We start from the raw sequence: 20,769 nt of genomic DNA on the forward strand, positions 1-20,769 counted from the left end.
ACCTTTAAGGGCTGACCGATACGCTCGGTCGCCCCGCCACGCCGGTGACGTAGCCTTCGCACCGCGCAAGGCCTTTTGCCAGCATCACCTGCCCGTCCGTGCCTTTCGGCAGGCCGCGCCATGCCGCAACCCAGCCATCGAATAGCTGATTACCTGCCGTTTCCCCATGAAATGCCTGCACACGTGCCCGCATCTCCGCGGCCCGTTGGCGCAGCCCGGCCTCGAACGCAGCATCGCCGTCTCCGACTTCAAGAACAAAGAACAGCCCGCCGCAGAAACAGGGCTCTTCCGCGAAACCGCAGTCCGGCCCGGCCTGCGCCACTGCCCCACAGGGCAGCATCAGCCCCAGCAGGACAAAGGCAAGCCGCGTCATTCCGCGGCGACCTTCCGCGCCGCCAGCATGTCCTTGAGATAGCGCCCGGTGTGGCTGCGCTCGACCTCGGCCACATCCTCGGGCGTGCCCACGGCCACGATCTCGCCGCCGCCATCGCCGCCCTCGGGGCCGATATCCACGATCCAGTCGGCGGTCTTCACCACGTCCAGATTGTGCTCGATCACCACGACCGTATTGCCACTTTCCACAAGTTCATGAAGCACTTCCAAGAGTTTCTTCACGTCCTCGAAATGCAATCCCGTGGTCGGCTCGTCCAAGATATAGAGCGTCCGGCCCGTTGACCGCTTCGCCAGTTCCTTCGACAGTTTCACACGCTGCGCCTCGCCGCCCGACAAGGTCGTGGCCTGCTGGCCCACCTTGATATAGCCCAGCCCCACGCGCATCAGCGCATCCATCTTCTCGCGGATCGACGGCACGGCCTTGAAGAACTCCTGCGCGTCCTCGACAGTCATATCAAGAACGTCCGCTATGCTCTTGCCTTTCCACTGTATTTCCAGCGTCTCGCGATTATAGCGCGCGCCGTTGCAGGTCTCGCAGGTCACGTAGACGTCCGGCAGGAAATGCATCTCGATCTTGATCACGCCGTCGCCCTGGCACGCCTCGCACCGCCCGCCCTTGACGTTGAAGGAAAACCGCCCCGGCTTGTATCCGCGCGCCTTGGCCTCGGGCAGCCCGGCAAACCAGTCGCGAATCGGCGTGAACGCCCCGGTATAGGTGGCGGGGTTCGAGCGCGGCGTGCGCCCGATGGGCCGCTGGTCGATGTCGATCACCTTGTCCAGATGCTCCAGCCCCTTGATCGTCTCGCAGGGCGCGGGCGTCTGGCGCGCGCCATTGAGGCGCATCGAGGCCGTCTTGAACAGCGTCTCGATGGTCAGCGTAGACTTGCCCCCGCCCGACACGCCGGTCACGCAGACGAACTTGCCCAGCGGAAACTCGGCATCCACGTTTTTCAGGTTGTTCCCCGTGGCCTTGACGATCTTGACCTGCTTGCCATTGCCCGTCCGACGCTCGGCCGGGACGGCAATCTCGCGCACACCCGACAGGTATTGCCCGGTGATCGAGTTCTTGTCCGCCGCCACCGCCTCGGGCTTGCCGTGGCTGACCACATCGCCGCCATGCACACCCGCACCGGGGCCGATATCGAACACGTAATCGGCGGTTCGGATGGCCTCTTCGTCGTGTTCCACCACGATCACGGTGTTGCCTTGATCGCGCAGGTTCTGAAGCGTCTGCAACAGCCGCCCGTTGTCGCGCTGGTGCAGCCCGATCGACGGCTCGTCCAGAACATAGAGCACCCCGGTCAGGCCAGACCCGATCTGGCTGGCCAACCGGATGCGCTGGCTTTCCCCGCCCGACAGCGTGCCCGCGTTCCGGCTCAGCGTCAGGTATTCCAGGCCGACATTGTTCAGGAACCCCAGCCGCTCGCGGATCTCCTTCAGGATCGCCCGCGCGATCTCGTTCTTCTGCACCGTCAGCGCCTCCGGCACCGTCTCGCACCAGTCGAACGCTTCGCGGATCGACATCTGCACCACCTGCCCGATATGGCGCAGGTCATCCGGCTTGCCGATCTTCACCGCCAGCGCTTCTTCCCGCAGACGATAACCGCCGCAGGTGCCACAGGGACGATTGTTCTGGTAGCGTTCGAACTCTTCCCGGATCCAGCTCGAGTCCGTCTCGCGATAGCGCCGCTCCATGTTCGGGATCACGCCCTCGAACACGCGGGACACCTGATACACCCGCCCACCCTCGTCATAGCGGAACTGGATTTCCTCGTCGCCCGAGCCGTGCAGAAACACCTGCTTCACATGCGCGGGCAGGTCGCGCCACGGCGTGTTCGCGTCGAACTCGTAATGCCGCGCGATGGCCTCGATGGTCTGAAGGAAATAGGGCGACTTACCCTTCCGCCATGGCGCCAGCGCCCCGTCATACAGCTTCAAGGCGGCGTCGGGCACCACGAGTTGTTCGTCAAAGAACAGCTCCATGCCCAGCCCGTCACAGTCCGGACAGGCCCCGAAGGGCGCGTTGAACGAAAACAGGCGCGGCTCGATCTCGGGGATGGTGAAGCCGCTGACCGGACAGGCGAAATTCTCGCTGAAAGTGGTGCGCTCCGGCTCGCCCTCTTTCGGCGCGGTCTCGAAGATGGCGATCCCGTCGGCGAGGTCCAGCGCGGTGCGGAAACTGTCGGCCAGCCGCGTGCCGATGCCGTCCTTCACCACGATGCGGTCGACCACCACGTCGATGTCATGGCGGAATTTCTTGTCCAGCGTCGGCGGCTCGTCAAGCTCGTAGAACGTGCCGTCCACCTTCACCCGCTGAAAGCCCTGCTTGCGCAGTTCCAGGAATTCCTTGCGATACTCGCCCTTGCGGTCCCGTACGATGGGCGCCAGCAGGAAGGCCCGCGTACCCTCCTCCATCGCCAGCACCCGGTCGACCATGTCCTGCACCTGCTGCGCCTCGATGGGCTTGCCGGTGGCGGGAGAATAGGGCGTGCCGACCCGCGCAAAGAGCAGCCGCAGGTAGTCGTAGATCTCGGTCACCGTGCCGACGGTCGAGCGGGGGTTCTTGCTGGTCGTCTTCTGTTCAATCGAAATCGCCGGGGACAGACCGCTGATATGGTCCACGTCCGGCTTTTCCATCATGTCCAGAAATTGCCGCGCATAAGCGCTCAGGCTCTCGACATAGCGCCGCTGCCCTTCGGCATAGATCGTGTCGAACGCCAGGCTCGACTTGCCCGAGCCCGACAGGCCGGTGATCACCACAAGCTCGTTGCGCGGAATGTCCACGTCGATGTTCTTGAGGTTATGCTCGCGCGCGCCCCGTACTTCGATGTTCTTCAGCTCGGCCATGCTGCCCCCGGTCTCTCACCCGTTGACAGATAGTTTACGGCGCCGGTTCTTCCAAGAGGAAAAACGGAACATAGCGCGAACATGCGTCAGGCCTTGTCAGCAGTGCCCGCTTTATCCACAGTTTATTTTTGCGCCAGCGCCCAGGAACAGATCGGAAAGGCCGGATCATTGTCCAGATTGTCGCGCTCCGGGTCGTATTCCGGCGGCCAATCCTCACCCAGGTTCCGCAGCCCCGCCAGCCGGTTGCCCCATTGCTCGGCCCTGATCTTGTCTTCCTCGAACCCGGCTTCGATCAACAGGTTCTTCAGCCCCCGCGCCGTCCAGCGCGAACAATCCACCGGATCGCCGTGATAGGGGATGAAGAACGGCACCGCGACCCAGAAATACCCGCCCGGCCGCAGCATCTCCAGCACGTTGCGCGTCGCCGCGTAGGGCCGGTCCAGATGCTCCCACACCTGGTTGGCCAGCACGATGTCGAACTGCCGCACGGTCCCGTCCTCGTCGGTATAAGGCCCCGCGCAGATGTCATGGGCCGGGTAGCGGAAGCGTTCGTAGCTCTTGAACTCATAGCGACGGCCATGCTTGCCCGACACCTCGGCGGCCTCCATCGACGCCAGGTCCAGTTCCTCGAACCAGGCGCGGGAACTCTTGTACATCACGATGCGGTTGAGGCTCGCCATTCCGCTACACTTCCAAGGTCATCGACACGCGCACCATCTCAGATGCGGCCCAATGCGAAAAGCCCCGCACCGCTTCCTCTGGCCGAAAATATCCCGGGGGGTGTGGGGGACGGGTCCCCCACTGGCCTGCGTGGCCCGAACGCAATCCGAACCTGCGCGCCGCAGGCGCTCATTTCAGTAGTGCACCGCCCGACCATACGCGTCCAGAACGCTCTCGTGCATCATCTCGCTCAACGTCGGATGCGGGAAGACCGTGTGCATCAGGTCCTCTTCCGTCGTCTCCAGCTGCCGACCCACCACGTAGCCTTGGATCAGCTCGGTCACTTCGGCGCCCACCATATGCGCACCCAGCAATTCGCCGGTCTTGGAGTCGAACACCGTCTTGATCATGCCTTCGGCTTCGCCAAGGGCGATGGCCTTGCCGTTGCCGATAAAGGGGAAGTTGCCGATCTTGACGTCGTAGCCCGCCTCCTTGGCCTTGGCCTCGGTCAGGCCGACGCTGGCCACCTGCGGGTGACAATAGGTGCAGCCGGCAATGCTGTCGGGGCGCACCGGATGCGGGTGTCCGCCGGCGGCCATCTCGGCCACCATCACGCCCTCGTGGCTGGCCTTGTGCGCCAGCCAGGGCGCACCGGCCAGGTCGCCGATGGCATAGATGCCCTCGACGCCGGTGCGGCAATATTCGTCCACCACCACATGGGTCCGATCCACCTTGATGCCCAGATCGTCCAGCCCCAGGTTCTCGGTATTGCCGACGATCCCCACGGCGGAAATCACCGTGTCGAACTCCAGCTTCTCGGTCTTGCCGCCGCTCTCGATATGGGCGGTGACCTTGCCCTTGGCGCGGTCCAGCTGCTTGACCGTGGATTTCTCCATGATCTTCATGCCCTGTTTTTCGAACGCCTTCTTCGCGAACTTCGCGATTTCGGCATCCTCGACCGGAAGGATGCGGTCCATCACCTCGACCACGGTCGTCTCGGCGCCCAGGGTATTGTAGAAACTGGCGAACTCGATCCCGATCGCGCCCGAGCCGATGACCAGCAGCTTCTTGGGCATCCGGGGCGGCTTCAGCGCGTGCTTGTAGGTCCACACCAGGTCGCCATCGGCCTCCAGCCCCGGCAGCTCGCGCGCCCGAGCGCCCGTGGCCAGAACGATGGTCTTGGCGGTCAGCTCCTCGCTGCCCTTCTCGGTCTTGACCGACACCTTGTCCTTGCCCGTCAGCTTGGCCTCGCCCATGATCGTGGTGATCTTGTTCTTCTTCATCAGGTGGCCCACGCCCGAGGTCAGCTGCTTGGCCACGTCGCGCGACCGCTTGACCACTGCGTCGAGGTCATAGTCGATCTTCTCGGCCTTCAGCCCGAATTCCTTGGCGCGGTGCATCAGGTGAAACACCTCGGACGACCGCAGCATCGCCTTCGTGGGAATGCAGCCCCAGTTCAGACAGATCCCGCCCAGATGCTCGCGTTCGACCACGGCCACCTTCAGGCCCAGCTGCGCGGCCCGGATAGCGGCGACATAGCCGCCCGGCCCTGCCCCGATTACGATCATGTCATAGGATTGCGCGGCCATGCGATGCTCCGTTCTGCGGTCCGTTTCAGGATATAGTTTGATATTAAACTATCTCGAAGCCCGCCACAACGCGGCAAAGCCTCCCCGCATCAAGATGACACGGGCCGGCCCGGTTTGTCCATATTTTCAATAGGTCGCACGCCTCGCGTCAGGCGGCGGCATCCGCATTCTGAAGCTCGCGCACCACGCCGCCGTAACCGCCGTTCTTCAAAAAGGTCTTCTCGGCATCCGAGCTTGCCCGGTCCAGCGTCTTATTGCGGTGTGGGAACCGGCCAAACCTGCGGATGACTTCGCGATGCGCGCGGGCGTGCAGCAGATTGTCCTCGCCGCCCTCGGGCATCCGCTCGCAAATCAGCCGCACACAGCGGTCCTGGTCGCAAAGGTTTTCCGAATGCATCAGCGGCAGATAGAAGAACTGCCGCGCCGGTTCGTCGATGCGCGTATCCCAGCCCTTGTTGATCGCCGCCTTGGCCGCGGCCAGGCCGAACTTGTCGGTGGCGAAGGCCTGCGCTTCGTCCCGGAACATGTTGCGCGGAAACTGGTCCAGCAGGATGATATAGGCCAGCGTCCCGTTGGGATAGGTCAGCCAAAGACCAAAAGTGCCGTCGCAGGCGCTGTGGTAGGCGTCAAGAAACTTGTCGCGCACCGTCTCGTCCAGAGTGTCGGACGCCTCGTACCAGCCTTTTGGTCCGACCTCGTCGAGCCAGAAACTCAATATATCCTCGGGCGCTGTCATCCTATCCTCCCGTAGTGGGCAGCACGCATATGTAACAGGTTAACGACATCCCCTGCCCTGTGGACAGTAAAGAATTGCAACATTGGCAATCTTTCGTGACATTTACCTGTCTGTGGCGCGCATATGCGCAGTCTCATGCCGCCTGTCCATCCTCTTCCGAGTCCTCGGCCGCTTCGATGGCGACTTCCTGCGCATAGGCCACCGCCATGGGTGACACGCCCGGCACGACAGCGGTGTAACGGTCGGTGTCGTCGGGCGCCGCGCGCTGCGTCATGCGGTAGGCGGCATAGGCGGCCATCATCGTGCACAGCGTCGCGATATGCAGGAAATAGCCGCTCGGTCCCACCACGCCCATGATCCAGCCGGTGATGATCGGGCCAAAGACCGCGCCCAGCCCGTTGATGAACACCATGCCCCCGGCAGCGGCTGCCATATCGTCAGACCCCAGAAAGTCGTTGGTGTAGGCAATCAGCAGCGAATAAAGCGGGTTCGACATGCCCCCCACCAGGAACGCGGCCACCAGCAACAGCCAGAACACGCCGCCCAGGGCCATGCCGATCACCGCGCCAAGCGCCGCAATGGCCGAGGCGATCAGGATCAGCAACCGCCGGTCCATCCGGTCCGACAGCCAGCCCAGCGGATACTGCACCAGCATCGCCCCGACATAAAACGTCGCCACGAAGGTCGAGATCTGCCCAACGGTCAGCCCCGCCTCGGCGCCATAAACCGCCGCCATGCCGAACTGCGCCGCAAAGACTCCGCCCAGCAGGAACATCCCCACGCACCCCAGCGGCGAGATCTTCATGATCTCGCGCAGGGTCATCGGCTTGGTCGTGTCAAAGGCCGGTGTCGGGCTGATCGACAGCAGAATGGGCGCGAAGGACAAGGAAATCAGAACCGACGGGATGATGAACAGCACGAAACCGCCCGGATCGGCCGTCAGCATCAGCGCCTGCGCGCTGACGATGCCGACCATCTGCACGATCATGTAAAGCGACAGCGCCTTGCCGCGGTTGTCGTTCGTGGCGGCGTTGTTCAGCCAGCTTTCGGCAGTCACATACACGCCGGAAAAACAGAACCCGATCAGCACGCGCCCCACACCCCAGGCCCAGGGGTTGGCGAAGGCGGGGTACAGGATCATCACGGCCGAGATCATCGAGGCCAGCGCGGCGAACACCCGCACGTGGCCCACCCGCCGGATCATCTCGGGTGCCATGCGCGAGCCGAACAAAAAGCCCAGGAAATAGCCCGACATCACCAGCGACATCTCCAGCGTGGAAAAGCCTTCCAACTGGCCGCGCACACCCAAGAGCGTGCCCTGCATCCCGTTGCCGACCTGCAAGAGCATCATGCCCAGCAATAGGGCCCAGGCGCTGGAAAGGACGGAAAACATGCGGATACTCCAATGACTTTCAGCCCGTCTAGACGGGCGTCGCACAACAGGTCTGGCTCAATCGCGACTCGATCCGTCGCTGGTGCAGGCCTTGCCAGTGTTTCCTGCCGGTTTCAACAGCGTCCGGCACGGCGAACGTGGCCCATAGGCGGAACCGTGCGCGGCAGTCCGCTCCGGGCCGGGGTGTCAGCTGGCCGGAGGGTCTTGGGGATCTGACTTGCCCCGGTCCGACGGCGTTCGGCCCGCCTCGAGATCGGCCAGTGTCGCGCGCTCCAGCTCCTCTCTGGACATCCCAGTCAGCACGCGAAAAACCCACAGCTTGACCGGCTCGCGCTTGAGCGCAAGGTTGGCGGCAAAGACGATGAACGCACAGACAAGCCCCGCGATCACGTAGTTCAGGATCAACAGCGCCGCGCTGGTGATCAGCCCCACCCACATGATGCGGCTGACGAATCCGGGCACCTTGTTGAGTTTCATTTTGTCCTCCCTCCCCCGTCCGGCACCAGCAGAGACGAATCCCCGTAGGAGAAGAATCGATACTCATTCTGGATCGCGTGGGTGTAGATATCCTTAATCCGGTTCGGCCCCATCAGGGCGCTGACCAGCATCATCAGCGTGCTTTTCGGCAAGTGGAAATTCGTCATCAGCGCATCGGTGACCTGAAACCGGAACCCCGGATAGATGAAGATGTCCGTTTCGCCCCGCCACGGGCCAATCGTGCCATCGCGCGCGGCACTTTCGATCAGGCGCAACGCGGTGGTGCCCACCGGAATGATCCGCCCGCCCGCCGCCTTGGTGGCGGCGATCTCGGCGGCGGCGGCCTTGCTGACCTCGCCCCATTCGGCGTGCATCCGGTGGCTGGTCACATCCTCGACCTTCACGGGCAAAAACGTCCCCGCGCCCACATGCAGCGTGACCTCGGTAAAGGCGATACCCTGCGCCGCCAGCTCCGCCAGCAGCGCGTCGTCGAAATGCAGGCTGGCCGTGGGGGCGGCCACCGCGCCCGTCTGCTTGGCAAAGACGGTCTGATAGTCGTCGCGGTCCTGGTCGTCGGCGGCGCGCTTGCTGGCGATATAGGGCGGCAGGGGCATCGCGCCCGCCGCGTTCAGCGCCGCGTCGAAATCATCGCCCGACAGGTTGAAACGCAGCACGCCCTGCCCGTCCTCCTTGGCCAAGAGCTTCGCCTCCAACCCGGCCTCGAACCGCACGGTCTCGCCAATCCGCAGCTTCTTTAGCGGCTTGATCATTGCCCGCCAGTCGCCCTCAGGCGTGGCATCCAGCAGCGTCACCTCGATCCGCGCCTCAGTCTCGCCTTGGGCGCCGTCGCGCCGCCGCAAACCCGACAGGCGCGCCGGGATGACCTTGGTGTTGTTGAGGATCAGCCGGTCGCCGGGCCGAAGGTACTGTCCAAGATCATAGACCCGCGAGTCGGTGATCCTGTCGCCTTGCGCCACCAGCAGCCGCGCCGACGGCCTTGGCTTTGCGGGCCGGGTCGCGATCAACGCCTCGGGCAGGTCGAAATCGAAATCCGAAAGCTTCATCTGCCGGCTTCACGGTTGTTGAAATCGCGCACGCGCGGATTGCTTTGTGGTGGCTGTGACTGCGGCCCGTCCGTTCCCTGCTGCGTGCCCTGTTGGCCGGTCTGCGCAGGCCGCGTCGACTGCGGCAATTCCGGCGCGGGACGGCGAAAAAGCTCGCGGAACATCCCCGGCGTGAAGGCCGACAGCGGGTTCACACTGACCCGCGGACTGCGCGCCGGACCCTTGAGCGTATAGTTGAACCCGAACAACCCCTCGCCCCGCCGGGTAAAGAGCCCGCCCACGGCGTTCACCACGTAGACCGGCGAAATCACCCCCTGCATGTCCATCTGCCCGCTTTCAAGAAAGTAATACCCGTCCATCGTGATACCCATCGCGGCGCCCACCGCGCTGCTGGAATAAAGCGTGACGCGGTCAGGCGAAAGCTGGAACCGCGCCTCGAGGGACTCGAAATGAATGCCCTCGCCGCCCAATTGCTCCAGCAGACCGACGACCGTCAGCGCGTTCAGCAGGGCCGCCATCGACGGCGCGTCCTTCAGGCGCATCGCACCCTTGGCGGTCAGCTTGCCCTCGTAGATGCCCGGCCCCTTGCCCGGCACCAGCGTGACGTCCAGCTTGCCGTTGCGCGCCCCCTTGATCAGGCCCGCCGACACCAGCACGCCGGCAGCGTCCTCGGACTGGATGCGAAAGGCGCTTCGCCCGCCCTGAGGGACCACACGACCCGTGATCGGGGTCTGGCCGTTGACCCGGCCCGTGAAACTGCCATCCGCCCCGCGCGACATGTCCAGCTCGGCGCGGAAATCCGTGAGCGCGATCCCGTCCGATATCTGCAACCGGTCCAGCGCAAGCGACACCGGCCCGCCCTGCCGGGACTGCCGCTGCGCCCCGCCACCACCATCGCCACCCAGCGACGTCTGGCGCAGATCCACCGATCCGCCCTGCACGCGCACAGCCGGCGTCACGCCCGCCCCGCGCCCGACCAATTCCACCGGCGCGCTCAGCCAGTCGCCGACCCGCACCTGCGAGAAAGTAGCACGGTCAAGCTGCCCATCGTCGCGCAAGGTGACGGCGCCGCGCGCGTTCAACCCGGCGGCCGAAATCTCCAGCCGGTCGATCGACGGCGGTTCTCCCAGGCGCCCCGATGCCTCCAGCCGTCCGGTCCCGCCCTGCGACACCGCCCAGTCCAGCTGCGGCACGCGCAATCCAACCCCGGCCAAAGTCGAGCTAAGCCGGAACACCCCCGGCGCGCCTTTTTCGAAGTCGATTTCCATGTCGGCCCGGCCCGCGCCCGTGACGCTGCCCGGCGGCAGGCCGATGCCGAACTCGTCGGCAAACCGCTCGGACAGCTCGATCCAGCCGCGTACCGTGCTGGTGGTGCTGTCCGGGCCGATCCCGGTCTCGAACCGTCCGTCGAACGGCACCTGCCCGATCCGTCCCGCGCCCGCCACGCTCAGCACCTCGTCGGCAATCGCCACGTCCAGTGCCGCCGCCGACAGAACCTTGCCCGGCACCAGGACCTCGCTGCGCACGTCGCGCAGGGTTCCGGCCACGTCAAAGGCCACATCCTGCACGGTCAGCTTGTCCAGAAGGCGCAGGTCCAGCACGCCACCCAGTTCCGCAATCCCGTCGGCCAAGGTCACCTCGCGGCCCGCCTTGGTCAGAAACTCCAGCGGCGGCTCGTCCAACAGCGACAGCGCCGCGGTGATCGTGCTGCGCGTGCGCAACCGCACCTGCGCGGGCGTGCGTTTGACGGTCACGTCGGGGATGTCGAAACTGGTGCCGGTGATGTCCACACGCCCGCCCTGCGGCGCCGTCACGTACCCGCCCAGTGCCGACACGACAAAGCGGTTGTCCATCAAGGAAGCGTGCCCGTGCGCCTCCTCGATCACCGGGAAATCGCGGATGAACTGCGTGCTGAACTTCTCGAAATCGAACCCTAGAAAGAAATCCGGGCGGCTTTTCGGCAGGCTGCGTAGCGCCAGCTGGATGTTTTGCAAATCCGCGCTGCGGATGTTCTTGGTGATCCAGTCGCGGGTCTTGACTTCCAGCCGTTCCGGCCAAAGCTGCATCAGCCGGTCTGGCGCGATCTGCGCCATGTGCCCGTCCAGCGTCACGTCCCAGCCTTCGGGTTCGGCCCGCGCCTCGCCGGTCAGCCGCAGCACCTCGTCCTGATCCGACAGGCTGAGCTCGCCCAGGCTCAGCACGAACGGGTTCAGTTGCAGGCGCATGTCCATGCGCGCGCCCTGAAGCGTGATCGCCTCGGCGTAAAGGTCCATCGGGTTGGCCACCACCTCGGACAGTCCCACCTGCAACAGGATCTCGCTGGGCCAACCGTTTTCCACGCCGACAAGATAGGCATGGCCTGTGACACTGGTCTTGACCCACTTGCTGTCGATCGACAGCTCGTTAAAGCTGATGCGGTGTTCCGTTGGATCATAGGTGAAATAGCTGCGCACCGAGTTGAAGGCGATTGGCTCGGTCGCGTCGTTGGGCCGGACCGCGCCCTTGCCGATCTGAAGTGTCGCGTTCAGCGGGCCAAGCTGGCCCTGCTCGTCCACCGAAGCGCGCAACGCCCCCGAAATCGGCGCGTCGATCGCATCGAGCCAGGCCAAAGCGGGCGATTGCCCCGCCACGTCGCGGGCCGGCATGTCCTCGAAACTCAGGCCGACCTCGGACGCCGCCGTGCCCAGCCTCCCGGTATAGTTCAGCGCCAGCGTGGTGGCGTAATCGCGGGCGCCGATCAGGGCGAAATCCCCGCGCAGACGGATGTCGTCGCCCTCTCGCGATATCTCCAGCCGCCCGCCATCGGCGGTCCAGGCCCGCTCGGTCCGCTCGTCTTCATAGCGCAGCGAGACGTTCGTGGCCTCGATTTGCGACAGGTTGCGAAAGGCCGGGCGGTTCAGGATGCCGTCCAGCCGTTCGGCCAGCGCGGCCACGGTCACCGGCTCGCGGGCGTTGGCCCCGGCATCGCCCAGCGTCACGCCGACCTCGCCCGTATCCGTGCGCCGGAAACTCAGCTGCGCCCCCGACAGGCGGATCGCGCTGGGTTGAAGCGCGCCCTGCAACAGCGCCGCCATGTCCACCGTGCCTTGTATGTCCGACAGGCTGGCGATGGGCAGCCCGGTCTCGTCCCGGATCATCACGTCGCGCAGCGACAGCCGCGGCACCCAGCCTTTCTCGACCACCACCGCCATATCGCCGAAATGCAGCGAGACACCGTCGACCGCCGCATTGACCTCGCGCGTCACACGCTCGCGCACCCATTCGGGGGCCGACACCCGTGTGCCGACCAGCGCCATCACCGCCACGCTTAGACCCACGCACAGCGCAAGGATCAGCGCGGCACTCCATATGCCGAACCGTTTCAGGCGTTTGCCACGCGGTGTTTTCTGCGCCGTATCGTTCATTTTCCCGTTGCCGCGCGTTGACCGCGCTTTTGCCTGCTCTCACGTCTTTATTCTTGCCGCTCGCGCGTTAATTTGAAACTCACTTTTTTCGCATTGGAGATTCTACATGCTCGAAACCGGTCAACCGGCCCCCGATTTCGCCCTGCCGCGCGATGGCGGCGACCTTGTCACCCTGTCCGACCAGCGCCCCGCGCCGGTGGTCCTGTATTTCTATCCCAAGGACGACACGCCCGGCTGCACCAAGGAGGCCATTGCCTTTACCGGCCTGGTCAAGGAGTTCGACGCGGTGGGCGCCAAGATCTTCGGCATCTCCAAGGATACGGTGGCCAAGCACGACAAGTTCCGCGACAAGCATGAGCTGGGCATTCCCCTTCTGTCCGACGCTGATACGCATGTGTGCGAGGAATACGGCGTCTGGAAAGAGAAAAAGATGTACGGCAAGACCTTCATGGGAATAGAGCGCACCACCGTTCTGATCGATCAGGACGGCATGATCGCGCGGATCTGGCCCAAGGTGAAGGTCGACGGCCACGCCGAGGAGGTTCTCGAAGCGGTCCGCGCGCTTTGACCTCACAAAGCCTTGCCGAAATGGCCGTCGAGGTGCTGACCACCGCCGACGGCCGCGCCAAGACGGCGCTGTCGCGGCGGCACGCCGAGACCTGGTTCGCCGCCCGCGCCGCCGGGCGCGACCTGCCGGTGGGTCATGCGGCCCCGCCGCCGCGCCCTGCGCGCCCCGACTTGCCCCGTCTTCTGGACCCGCGCGACGTGCCGCGCCGCCGCCCCGGCACCGCGCCCGGGCGGCTGGCCATCCTGCACGCCGTGGCGCATATCGAACTCAATGCCGTCGACCTGCACTGGGACATCATCGCGCGCTTCACCGACGTGAAGATGCCAATCGGGTTCTACGACGACTGGGTGAAATCGGCGGACGAGGAATCCAAGCATTTCAACCTGGTATGTGACTGCCTCGAGGAAAAGGGCAGCCATTACGGCGCGCTCGACGCCCACGCCGGCATGTGGCGCGCCGCCGAGGACACCGCAGAGGATTTCATGGGCCGCCTCGCAGTCGTGCCCATGGTGCTCGAGGCGCGCGGCCTCGACGTGACACCCGGCATGATCGACCTCTTCCAGAACGCCGGCGAGGACCGCACCGTCGACGCGCTCAAGGTGATTTACGCCGAGGAAGTGGGCCACGTCGCCTATGGCTCGAAGTGGTTTCATTTCCTGTGCGGTCGGCACGAGATGGACCCCAAGGATGCCTTTCACGACCTTGTCCGCCGCTATTTCCATGGCGGCCTGAAACCGCCCTTCAACGAGGAAAAACGCGCCGAGGCGGGCCTGCCGCCCGATTTCTACTGGCCTCTGGCAGACCGCAAGACCGGGAGCTAAAAGCGCATTCGCGCCATCAAGCCCTTAATAATCGGCAATTTTCTGCCAATTCCGGGGCAAATAGGCGCCCTTCCCGCGATAGATGGTCAAAATCCTTGCCCAATAGGGACGGCCTGTGTACCCAACCCCGGACGATGCCACCGGACCATCCGGCACAGAATGGACGACGCCGCGACCGTGATCGCGGCAAAGGTTTGAGCATCGACATTGGGAGAGGTTGAAAGGGACGGACTCAATCTTGCGCAGACGATTTTTGATCAAGCTGAACCACATCCTGGAAAAGCATTTTCCGGAACGCCGCGTTTTCCTGCGGTCCGACACAGACACCCGCTTCATCCGGCTTCGGCCCGCGACGCAGCTTATCGCCTTCACCGGCGCGTCGGCCATCGTGGCCTGGGCGATCATCGCCACAGCCGTTCTGGTGATGGACTCGATCGGCTCCGGTAACTTCCGCGAACAGGCCAAGCGCGATCAGCGCACCTACGAGGCCCGGCTCAACGCGCTGGAAGACGAACGCGACAAGCGCGCCGAAGAGGCGCTGGCCGCCCAGAACCGCTTCAACTCCGCGCTGGAACAGATTTCGGTCATGCAGACCGAGCTTCTGTCTTCCGAGACCCGCCGGCGCGAGCTTGAGACCGGGATCGAAGTGATCCAGTCGACCCTGCGCCGCACCATGAAAGACCGCGACAGCGCCCGCAACGAGGCCGAGCAACTGGCCCAGGCGATCGAAAATTCCGGCGACACGCCCCTGCCCGGCCAGTCGGGCAACACCGGCGAAGACCCGATGGTCGAGTTTCTGTCGTCCCAGCTGGCTGCCACCGCACAGGAACGTGATCAGGTTACCGCCGACGCCCAGGATGCGCTGTTGCGCGCCGACGAAATGGCCACCCAGATCCGGCTGATGCAGGATCAGAACGACCAGATCTTCCGCCAGCTGGAAGAGGCGATGGCGATCTCGGTCGAGCCGCTGGACAAGATGTTCAGTGCCGCGGGCATGAACCCCGACAACCTCATCGCCACCGTGCGCTCGGGCTATTCCGGCCAGGGCGGCCCCATGATGCCACTCAGCTTCTCCACGCGGGGCGAAGAGCCTTCGGCGGACGCCCGCCGCGCCAACGGCATCCTTCGGGGCATGGACAAGCTGAACCTCTACCGCATCGCGGCGCAAAAGGCGCCCTTCGCCATGCCGTTGAAGTCGTCCTTCCGCTATACCTCGGGCTTCGGCATGCGCTGGGGCCGGATGCATTCCGGCACCGATTTCGCTGCCCCGCATGGCACTCCCATCTATTCCACCGCCGATGGCGTTGTCGTGCACGCCGGCTGGCAGTCCGGCTATGGCCGCCTTGTGAAGATCCAGCACGAGTTCGGCATCGAGACGCGCTATGCGCATAACTCGAAACTGTTCGTGAAGAAGGGCCAAAGAGTCTCGCGCGGTCAAAAGATTTCTGCTATGGGGAGCACTGGACGTTCAACCGGCACCCATCTACACTACGAGGTCCGTGTCGGCGGCAAGGCCGTCAACCCCATGATCTACATCAAGGCTGCAAGAGATGTTTTCTAAAAGCAAAATCAACGACCCCGCGCCGAAGCAGGATTCTGCGGCCAAACCCGCCGCGCCGGCCGAGCCGCGCAAGGACACCGCCGAGAAACCCGGCGGTGGTGAATTCAAGGCCGCGGCCCCCAAGGCCAAGCCCCCTGCATCGGTCCTGTCGACCGATCTGCACGTTACCGGAAACCTCAAGACCACCGGCGACGTCCAGGTCGAAGGCACCGTCGAGGGCGACATCCGCGCCCACCTGCTGACCATCGGCGAAAGTGCCACGATCAAGGGCGAGGTCATCGCCGACGACGTGGTCATCAACGGCCGCATCGTGGGCCGCGTGCGTGGCCTCAAGGTGCGCCTGACCTCGACCGCCCGCGTCGAAGGCGACATCATCCACAAGACCATCGCCATCGAATCCGGTGCCCATTTCGAGGGCTCGGTGCAACGCCAGGACGACCCGCTCAACGCCGGCGGCAAGAAACCCGCCGCTCCGGCGCAACAAGGCGCGGCGCCCGCGCCCGCCCCGGCGAACGAGCCGGCCAAGAGCTGATCGCGATGCATATCCAACAGGAAGGCGCCCGGGCAACCGCGGCGCCTTTTTCAATGCACACATCAACCCCAAGGCCGAAATTTCTGGCGCTGATCCGCATTACTTTCAAACGTCGTCCGAAATCGGATTCTGCCCCTCCTTGTCCTGTTCCTGGGACAGTATGTTGCGAACCTCCTGCATCAGAGCCAAGTGAGACTCGCGGTCGTTCGACGTCCTGCATTCGGCTTTCGACAGCCGCGTCAGCAAGGTTTTCAGATACTGTTCACGATTGCCGACGGAATAACCATCTTCCGCAAGGACTTGGTGAAGCTCCTCCGGACCGACCCAACCGCCGTCGGGGGTGCGGAGTTTTTCAAAATCAGAGAAGTCTGTCATGGATGTCTCCCTTCTGACAACGTTTCCTGACACTACCGCGTTCCATCTTCCGCCATGGTTCCAGCCTTCCATCCGGCAAACGCGGCCCTCCGAACGCTTTTTCTGTCGCGCGGCTCTTGTGCATCAACTCCCGCCAGCCCGCCTAAATACTGCTGTCCCCCTTGACACTTACCCCGCCACACGCCATGTCACGCCCATCGCTGCGATTGCGCGTGAGCCGGGCCACCCGCCCGAACCAGCAACCAGCCCGATTTTTCCAGTTCCCCCATCACGCAGGGTTTCTGATGCGGCGCCAGGGGCGCGGGATACGCCCGCGACGTCTTAAGGCCGCCGCCCAACCCTCCAGGTTCGCGCATCCCGTGCGGGCCTTCCCCATTCGTCACCGGCAGTCCGCCGCGTGGCCCGCAAAGGATACGACTTGTACGATTTCGACATGCTGGGCCTCGCGCCCGAACTCAACACCGCCCTCAAGACCGCCGGCCTGACAGAGCCGACGCCCATACAAAACAAGGCGATTCCCCTGGCCCTCGAAGGTCACGACGTCATGGGCCTCGCCCAGACCGGTACCGGCAAGACGCTGGCCTTTGGCCTGCCGCTGATCCAGCACCTGCTGGACATGCCCGGAAAACCCGCCGAAAAGACAGTAAAGGCCCTCATCCTCGCGCCCACGCGCGAGCTGGTGAACCAGATCGCCGAGTCGTTGCGGGGCCTGACCAAGGGCACCAAGCTGCGCGTCGTCACCGTCGTCGGCGGGCAGTCCATCGGCAAGCAGATCAGCCTGCTGTCGCGCGGCACCGACATTCTCGTCGCCACGCCGGGCCGCCTGATCGACCTAATGGAGCGCCGCGCTCTCGACCTTTCGACTGCGCGTCACCTGGTGCTGGACGAGGCCGACCAGATGCTCGACATGGGCTTCATCCACGCGCTGCGCAAGATCGCGCCGCATCTGGGCACGCCGCGCCAGACCATGCTGTTTTCCGCCACCATGCCCAAACAGATGGAAGAGATTTCCGCCGCCTACCTGACCAACCCCCGCCGGGTTCAGGTCGCCCCTCCGGGCAAGGCCGCCGACAAGGTGACGCAATCGGTGCACCATGTCGCCAAGAACGACAAATCCGCGAAACTGCGCGAGATCCTGGCCGACGACCCGCACGCCCTCACCCTGGTCTTTTCCCGCACCAAGCATGGGGCGGAGCGGCTGATGAAAGGGCTGGTGTCCGACGGCTTCAACGCCGCCTCGATCCACGGCAACAAAAGCCAGGGCCAGCGTGACCGCGCATTGAAGGCCTTCCGCGACGGCGAGACCAACATCCTCGTCGCCACGGATGTGGCCGCACGCGGCATCGACATTCCGGGCGTGGCTTACGTGGTCAACTACGACCTGCCCGAAGTGGCCGACAACTACGTCCACCGCATCGGCCGCACCGCCCGCGCCGGCCGCGAGGGCGAGGCGATCTCGCTCTGCGCCCCCGAGGAAGCGAGCCTGTTGCGCGACATCGAGAAGGTGATGAAGATCACCGTTCCCGTCGCCAGCGGCACCGCGCCTGCGCACGAGCAGGCTCAAGCCCCGAAAAAGCGCAATGGCGGCCCGAACCGCCGCCGCCGCAAACCGTCGAACGGGGGGAACGGACAGGCCAACGCAAACGCGGGTGGCCAGAACCAGGGCGCGGGCAAACCCCGCCGCCAGCGCCGCCGTAACCGCGCCGCGTAAGATCTTGTAGACCGGGGTTCACCCCGGCCTGAGCCGCCACCTCGCGCGGTCAAATCGGCACGCTCACAATTTGACCGCGTCGCGCAGATAAGGCAGCCGATTCCGCGCCGTCACCACCCGGTCGGCATTGACCTGCGCGACAATCACCGTTTCCGCGTCGCCCGCCACGGCCTCTTCCACGCCGTCCGGCGCCACAATCCTGCTGCCGCCCAGGTAACGCACGCCACCCTCTTCGCCCGCGTGGTTGGCATAAGCCAGCCACAACCCGTTCTCGAAGGCCCGCGTCGGCACCAGCTTTTCGGCCACCACGCCCCACTGATCGACCAGCGCCGTGGGCACCAGCGCCAGCTCGGCCCCGTGCAGCGCCGCCTGCCGCAGGCTTTCGGGCAGCTCGACCTCGTAGCAGATGATGATCGCGATCCGCATCCCGCCGTGATCGACCAGCGTGGGGCTGTCCCCGTTGGCAAAGGTGTCTTCCTCGAAACTGCCCGGCGACGGCAACCGCTTGCGGTGATTGGCCAGCGCCGCGCCATCCGCGCCCACCAGCCGCGCGGCATTGTAAATGACACCGTCTGCCGCCTCGGGGTAGCCATAGCAGACGGCAGTCTCGTGCCGCTTGGCCATCTCGGCCACGTCCTGGAAAAACGGCCCCGTCGCCGGTTCGGCCAGCGCCGCGTGATCGGCCCCCATGTAGCCCGACAGGAACAGCTCGGGACAAACCATCAGGTCGACCTCGCGCTCCGCCAGTCGCAACTCCAGGGCGCGCAGCCGCGCGCTTGTCGACAGACCGCCCGCCTCGCATTGAAAAATCCCAAGACGCATCCCACCCTCCCGCGTGTTCGCCAGGCAAAGCCAACACGCAGTCGCCCGTCAGGTCAACGTTTTAAAAACGTGCCTTACGCTTCCAGCTCGGCGTCCCAGTACAGGAAATCGATCCAGCTTTCGTGCAGGTGATTGGGCGGAAACTTGCGCCCGAGGTTGCGCAGCTGCTCCGCCGCCGGCGCGCGCGGCGGCTTGCGCAGGCTCAGCCCCGACCGCCGCAGGCTCTTGGACCCCTTGCGCAGGTTGCAGGGGCTACAGGCCGCCACCACGTTTTCCCAAGACGTGATCCCGCCCTTGGCGCGTGGCACCACGTGGTCGAAGGTCAGTTCGCCCTTCGATCCGCAATACTGGCAACAGAATTCGTCCCTCAGAAACAAATTAAAGCGCGTGAAGGCCACGCGCTTTTGGGGTTTGACATAATCCTTCAGCACGATGACCGAGGGTATCCTGATCTCGGTCGAGGGACTTCGCACCGTGTCCTCGTACTCGGCGACGATATCCACCCGGTCCAGGAACACCGCCTTTACCGCATCCTGCCAGGGCCACAGCGACAACGGGTAATAGGACAGCGGGCGATAGTCGGCGTTCAGAACCAGCGCCGGATGATGTTTCAGCGCCGAAGGCGACCTTACGAATTCCGTTCTGAAATCTGCATCCATGACCTTACTTACCCCCGCTCCGTATCGCCTCATGCTCTGGTTCGGGGCGTGACAGCCGCCCCTTGATTGCGTTCACTATATATCGTGTTTCGCCTCTGGCAAGTGCCGGATATGGCGGAACATCTTGCGGTTTGGGTAGCGCGATTCCGTGACGGGGATGTGACACTTATCCACAAGGCGCGGCGCCCAGCGCTGCAAGCCTCCCAATCGCCGCGTCATGATCAACGCCCCGACCGATTTCTTGCAAGAAATCGGATCGGAAAATTGCAATTTTCCGGCCCATTTTTTGCGCAAAAAATGGGCCGCTCAAGGCGAAACCCGGCCTCGGAGGGCCGGGTTTGCAGGTTCTTGGCGCTCTGGGCTCAGGCCGCCTCGACGGCCCGCTTGGTCAGCACAGACACCAGATGCGCGCGGTACGCACCCGACCCGTGCAGATCGGAAATCATCCCGTCCGCCGGCACCGACAGACCGTCCAGCGCCGAGGCCGAGAAATTGCCGCCCAGCGCCTCTTCGGCTTCCGTCCAGCGGAACACGCCCTCTTCCGACGCGCCGGTGACGGCCACGCGCACACCGTCTGCGAACTTCGCCACGAAGACGCCGACCAGCGCAAAGCGCGACGCGGGTTGCTCGAATTTCTGGTAATTGGCCTTTTCCGGCACCGGGAACTTCACCTCGGTGATGATCTCGCCCTCGTTCAGCGCGGTGGCGAACATGCCCTCGAAAAACTCATCCGCCGCGATCTCGCGCTCGCTGGTCACCACCGTGGCACCCGAGGCCAGCACCGCCGCCGGATAGCACGCCGACGGGTCGTTGTTGGCGAGGCTTCCGCCGATGGTGCCCCGGTTGCGCACCGCCGGGTCGCCGATGTTCTGCGCCATCCAGACCAGCGCCGGATAGGCCCCCGATCCCGCCGCCACATCGCCGTGGGTCGTGCCCCCGCCGATGCAGATGCGGCCATCGTCATCGGTGCAGACGCCCTTGATCTCGTCGATCCCGCTCAGGCAGACCAGCACCTCGGGCGCTGCCAGCCGTTGCTTCAGCGTGGGGATCAGGGTCTGCCCGCCCCCCAGCGCCTGGTTCTCGTCACTCTGCTTCAAGAGCTTCACCGCGTCGGCCACGGTGCTCGGGCGTTCGATTTCGAATGCGTACATTGTCTT

The 20,769-nt window shown here is 64.5% G+C and carries 18 protein-coding genes; 5 read left to right on the forward strand and 13 right to left on the reverse strand.

All coding sequences use genetic code 11. The features are described from left to right. Positions 1-4: 4 nt before the first annotated feature. From XM53_RS02040 to XM53_RS02080, 9 genes are all read right to left on the reverse strand, one after another. Positions 5-373 carry a hypothetical protein gene (locus XM53_RS02040; RefSeq protein ID WP_057789751.1) on the reverse strand — a complete coding sequence of 123 codons (369 nt, stop codon included), beginning with the start codon at positions 371-373 and terminating at the stop codon, positions 5-7. Continuing rightward, complete coding sequence (gene uvrA / locus XM53_RS02045; protein WP_057789753.1) at positions 370-3,240, reverse strand: excinuclease ABC subunit UvrA; 2,871 nt, start codon at positions 3,238-3,240, stop codon at positions 370-372. The genes XM53_RS02040 and uvrA overlap by 4 nt, the downstream gene beginning before the upstream one ends. A 122-nt stretch (positions 3,241-3,362) precedes the next feature. Next, a complete protein-coding gene (locus XM53_RS02050) occupies positions 3,363-3,920 on the reverse strand; it encodes a class I SAM-dependent methyltransferase (protein ID WP_057789755.1) in 558 nt (185 codons plus the stop codon). A gap of 174 nt (positions 3,921-4,094) precedes the next feature. Further along, entirely contained in the window at positions 4,095-5,489 is a 1,395-nt protein-coding gene (gene lpdA / locus XM53_RS02055) for a dihydrolipoyl dehydrogenase (protein ID WP_057789757.1), read from the reverse strand. A 148-nt stretch (positions 5,490-5,637) separates the two neighbouring features. Beyond that, positions 5,638-6,225 (reverse strand): DUF924 family protein, encoded by a 588-nt coding sequence (locus XM53_RS02060; RefSeq protein WP_057789759.1) that lies wholly within the window; start codon positions 6,223-6,225, stop codon positions 5,638-5,640. A 133-nt stretch (positions 6,226-6,358) separates the two neighbouring features. Continuing rightward, positions 6,359-7,618, reverse strand: a complete 1,260-nt coding sequence (locus XM53_RS02065) for an MFS transporter (RefSeq protein WP_057789761.1) — start codon at positions 7,616-7,618, stop codon at positions 6,359-6,361. Between the two features lie 186 nt (positions 7,619-7,804). Further along, the gene (locus XM53_RS02070; RefSeq protein WP_057789762.1) at positions 7,805-8,095 is read right to left on the reverse strand and encodes a hypothetical protein; all 291 of its coding nucleotides are present in this window, start codon (positions 8,093-8,095) and stop codon (positions 7,805-7,807) included. After that, on the reverse strand, positions 8,092-9,159 hold the full coding sequence (queA, locus tag XM53_RS02075; RefSeq protein WP_057789765.1) for a tRNA preQ1(34) S-adenosylmethionine ribosyltransferase-isomerase QueA: 1,068 nt from the start codon (positions 9,157-9,159) through the stop codon (positions 8,092-8,094). Before queA ends, XM53_RS02070 begins: the two co-directional genes overlap by 4 nt. Further along, positions 9,156-12,563, reverse strand: a complete 3,408-nt coding sequence (locus XM53_RS02080; RefSeq protein ID WP_082630679.1) for a YhdP family protein — start codon at positions 12,561-12,563, stop codon at positions 9,156-9,158. Before XM53_RS02080 ends, queA begins: the two co-directional genes overlap by 4 nt. Before the next feature lie 106 nt (positions 12,564-12,669). Between XM53_RS02080 and bcp the strand changes: the two genes are divergently transcribed. From bcp to XM53_RS02100, 4 genes are all read left to right on the forward strand, one after another. Continuing rightward, positions 12,670-13,131: a thioredoxin-dependent thiol peroxidase gene (bcp, locus tag XM53_RS02085; protein WP_057789767.1), complete on the forward strand. Its 462-nt coding sequence runs from the start codon at positions 12,670-12,672 to the stop codon at positions 13,129-13,131. A 20-nt stretch (positions 13,132-13,151) separates the two neighbouring features. Continuing rightward, on the forward strand, positions 13,152-13,952 hold the full coding sequence (locus XM53_RS02090; protein WP_057789768.1) for a ferritin-like domain-containing protein: 801 nt from the start codon (positions 13,152-13,154) through the stop codon (positions 13,950-13,952). Between the two features lie 238 nt (positions 13,953-14,190). Next, positions 14,191-15,513, forward strand: a complete 1,323-nt coding sequence (locus XM53_RS02095) for a M23 family metallopeptidase (protein WP_201455364.1) — start codon at positions 14,191-14,193, stop codon at positions 15,511-15,513. After that, positions 15,503-16,045 (forward strand): bactofilin family protein, encoded by a 543-nt coding sequence (locus XM53_RS02100; protein ID WP_057789770.1) that lies wholly within the window; start codon positions 15,503-15,505, stop codon positions 16,043-16,045. Before XM53_RS02095 ends, XM53_RS02100 begins: the two co-directional genes overlap by 11 nt. A 105-nt stretch (positions 16,046-16,150) precedes the next feature. Here XM53_RS02100 and XM53_RS02105 read toward each other — a convergent pair whose 3' ends face one another. After that, positions 16,151-16,420, reverse strand: a complete 270-nt coding sequence (locus XM53_RS02105; RefSeq protein ID WP_057789772.1) for a hypothetical protein — start codon at positions 16,418-16,420, stop codon at positions 16,151-16,153. Positions 16,421-16,838: 418 nt separating this feature from the next. Here XM53_RS02105 and XM53_RS02110 point away from each other — a divergent pair, with 418 nt between their 5' ends. Next, positions 16,839-18,131, forward strand: coding sequence for a DEAD/DEAH box helicase (locus tag XM53_RS02110; protein WP_057789775.1), 1,293 nt, complete (start codon positions 16,839-16,841; stop codon positions 18,129-18,131). A gap of 63 nt (positions 18,132-18,194) precedes the next feature. Here XM53_RS02110 and XM53_RS02115 read toward each other — a convergent pair whose 3' ends face one another. The 3 genes from XM53_RS02115 to XM53_RS02125 form a co-directional block, all read right to left on the reverse strand. After that, the gene (locus tag XM53_RS02115) at positions 18,195-18,953 is read right to left on the reverse strand and encodes a nitrilase-related carbon-nitrogen hydrolase (protein ID WP_057789777.1); all 759 of its coding nucleotides are present in this window, start codon (positions 18,951-18,953) and stop codon (positions 18,195-18,197) included. A 74-nt stretch (positions 18,954-19,027) separates the two neighbouring features. Further along, positions 19,028-19,612 (reverse strand): HNH endonuclease, encoded by a 585-nt coding sequence (locus tag XM53_RS02120; RefSeq protein ID WP_057789779.1) that lies wholly within the window; start codon positions 19,610-19,612, stop codon positions 19,028-19,030. 362 nt (positions 19,613-19,974) lie between these two features. After that, positions 19,975-20,763: an FAD binding domain-containing protein gene (locus tag XM53_RS02125; protein WP_057789781.1), complete on the reverse strand. Its 789-nt coding sequence runs from the start codon at positions 20,761-20,763 to the stop codon at positions 19,975-19,977. Between the last annotated feature and the right edge of the window lie 6 nt (positions 20,764-20,769).

It is taken from the genome of Roseovarius atlanticus (assembly GCF_001441615.1).
GTDB classification, from domain to species: domain Bacteria; phylum Pseudomonadota; class Alphaproteobacteria; order Rhodobacterales; family Rhodobacteraceae; genus Roseovarius; species Roseovarius atlanticus.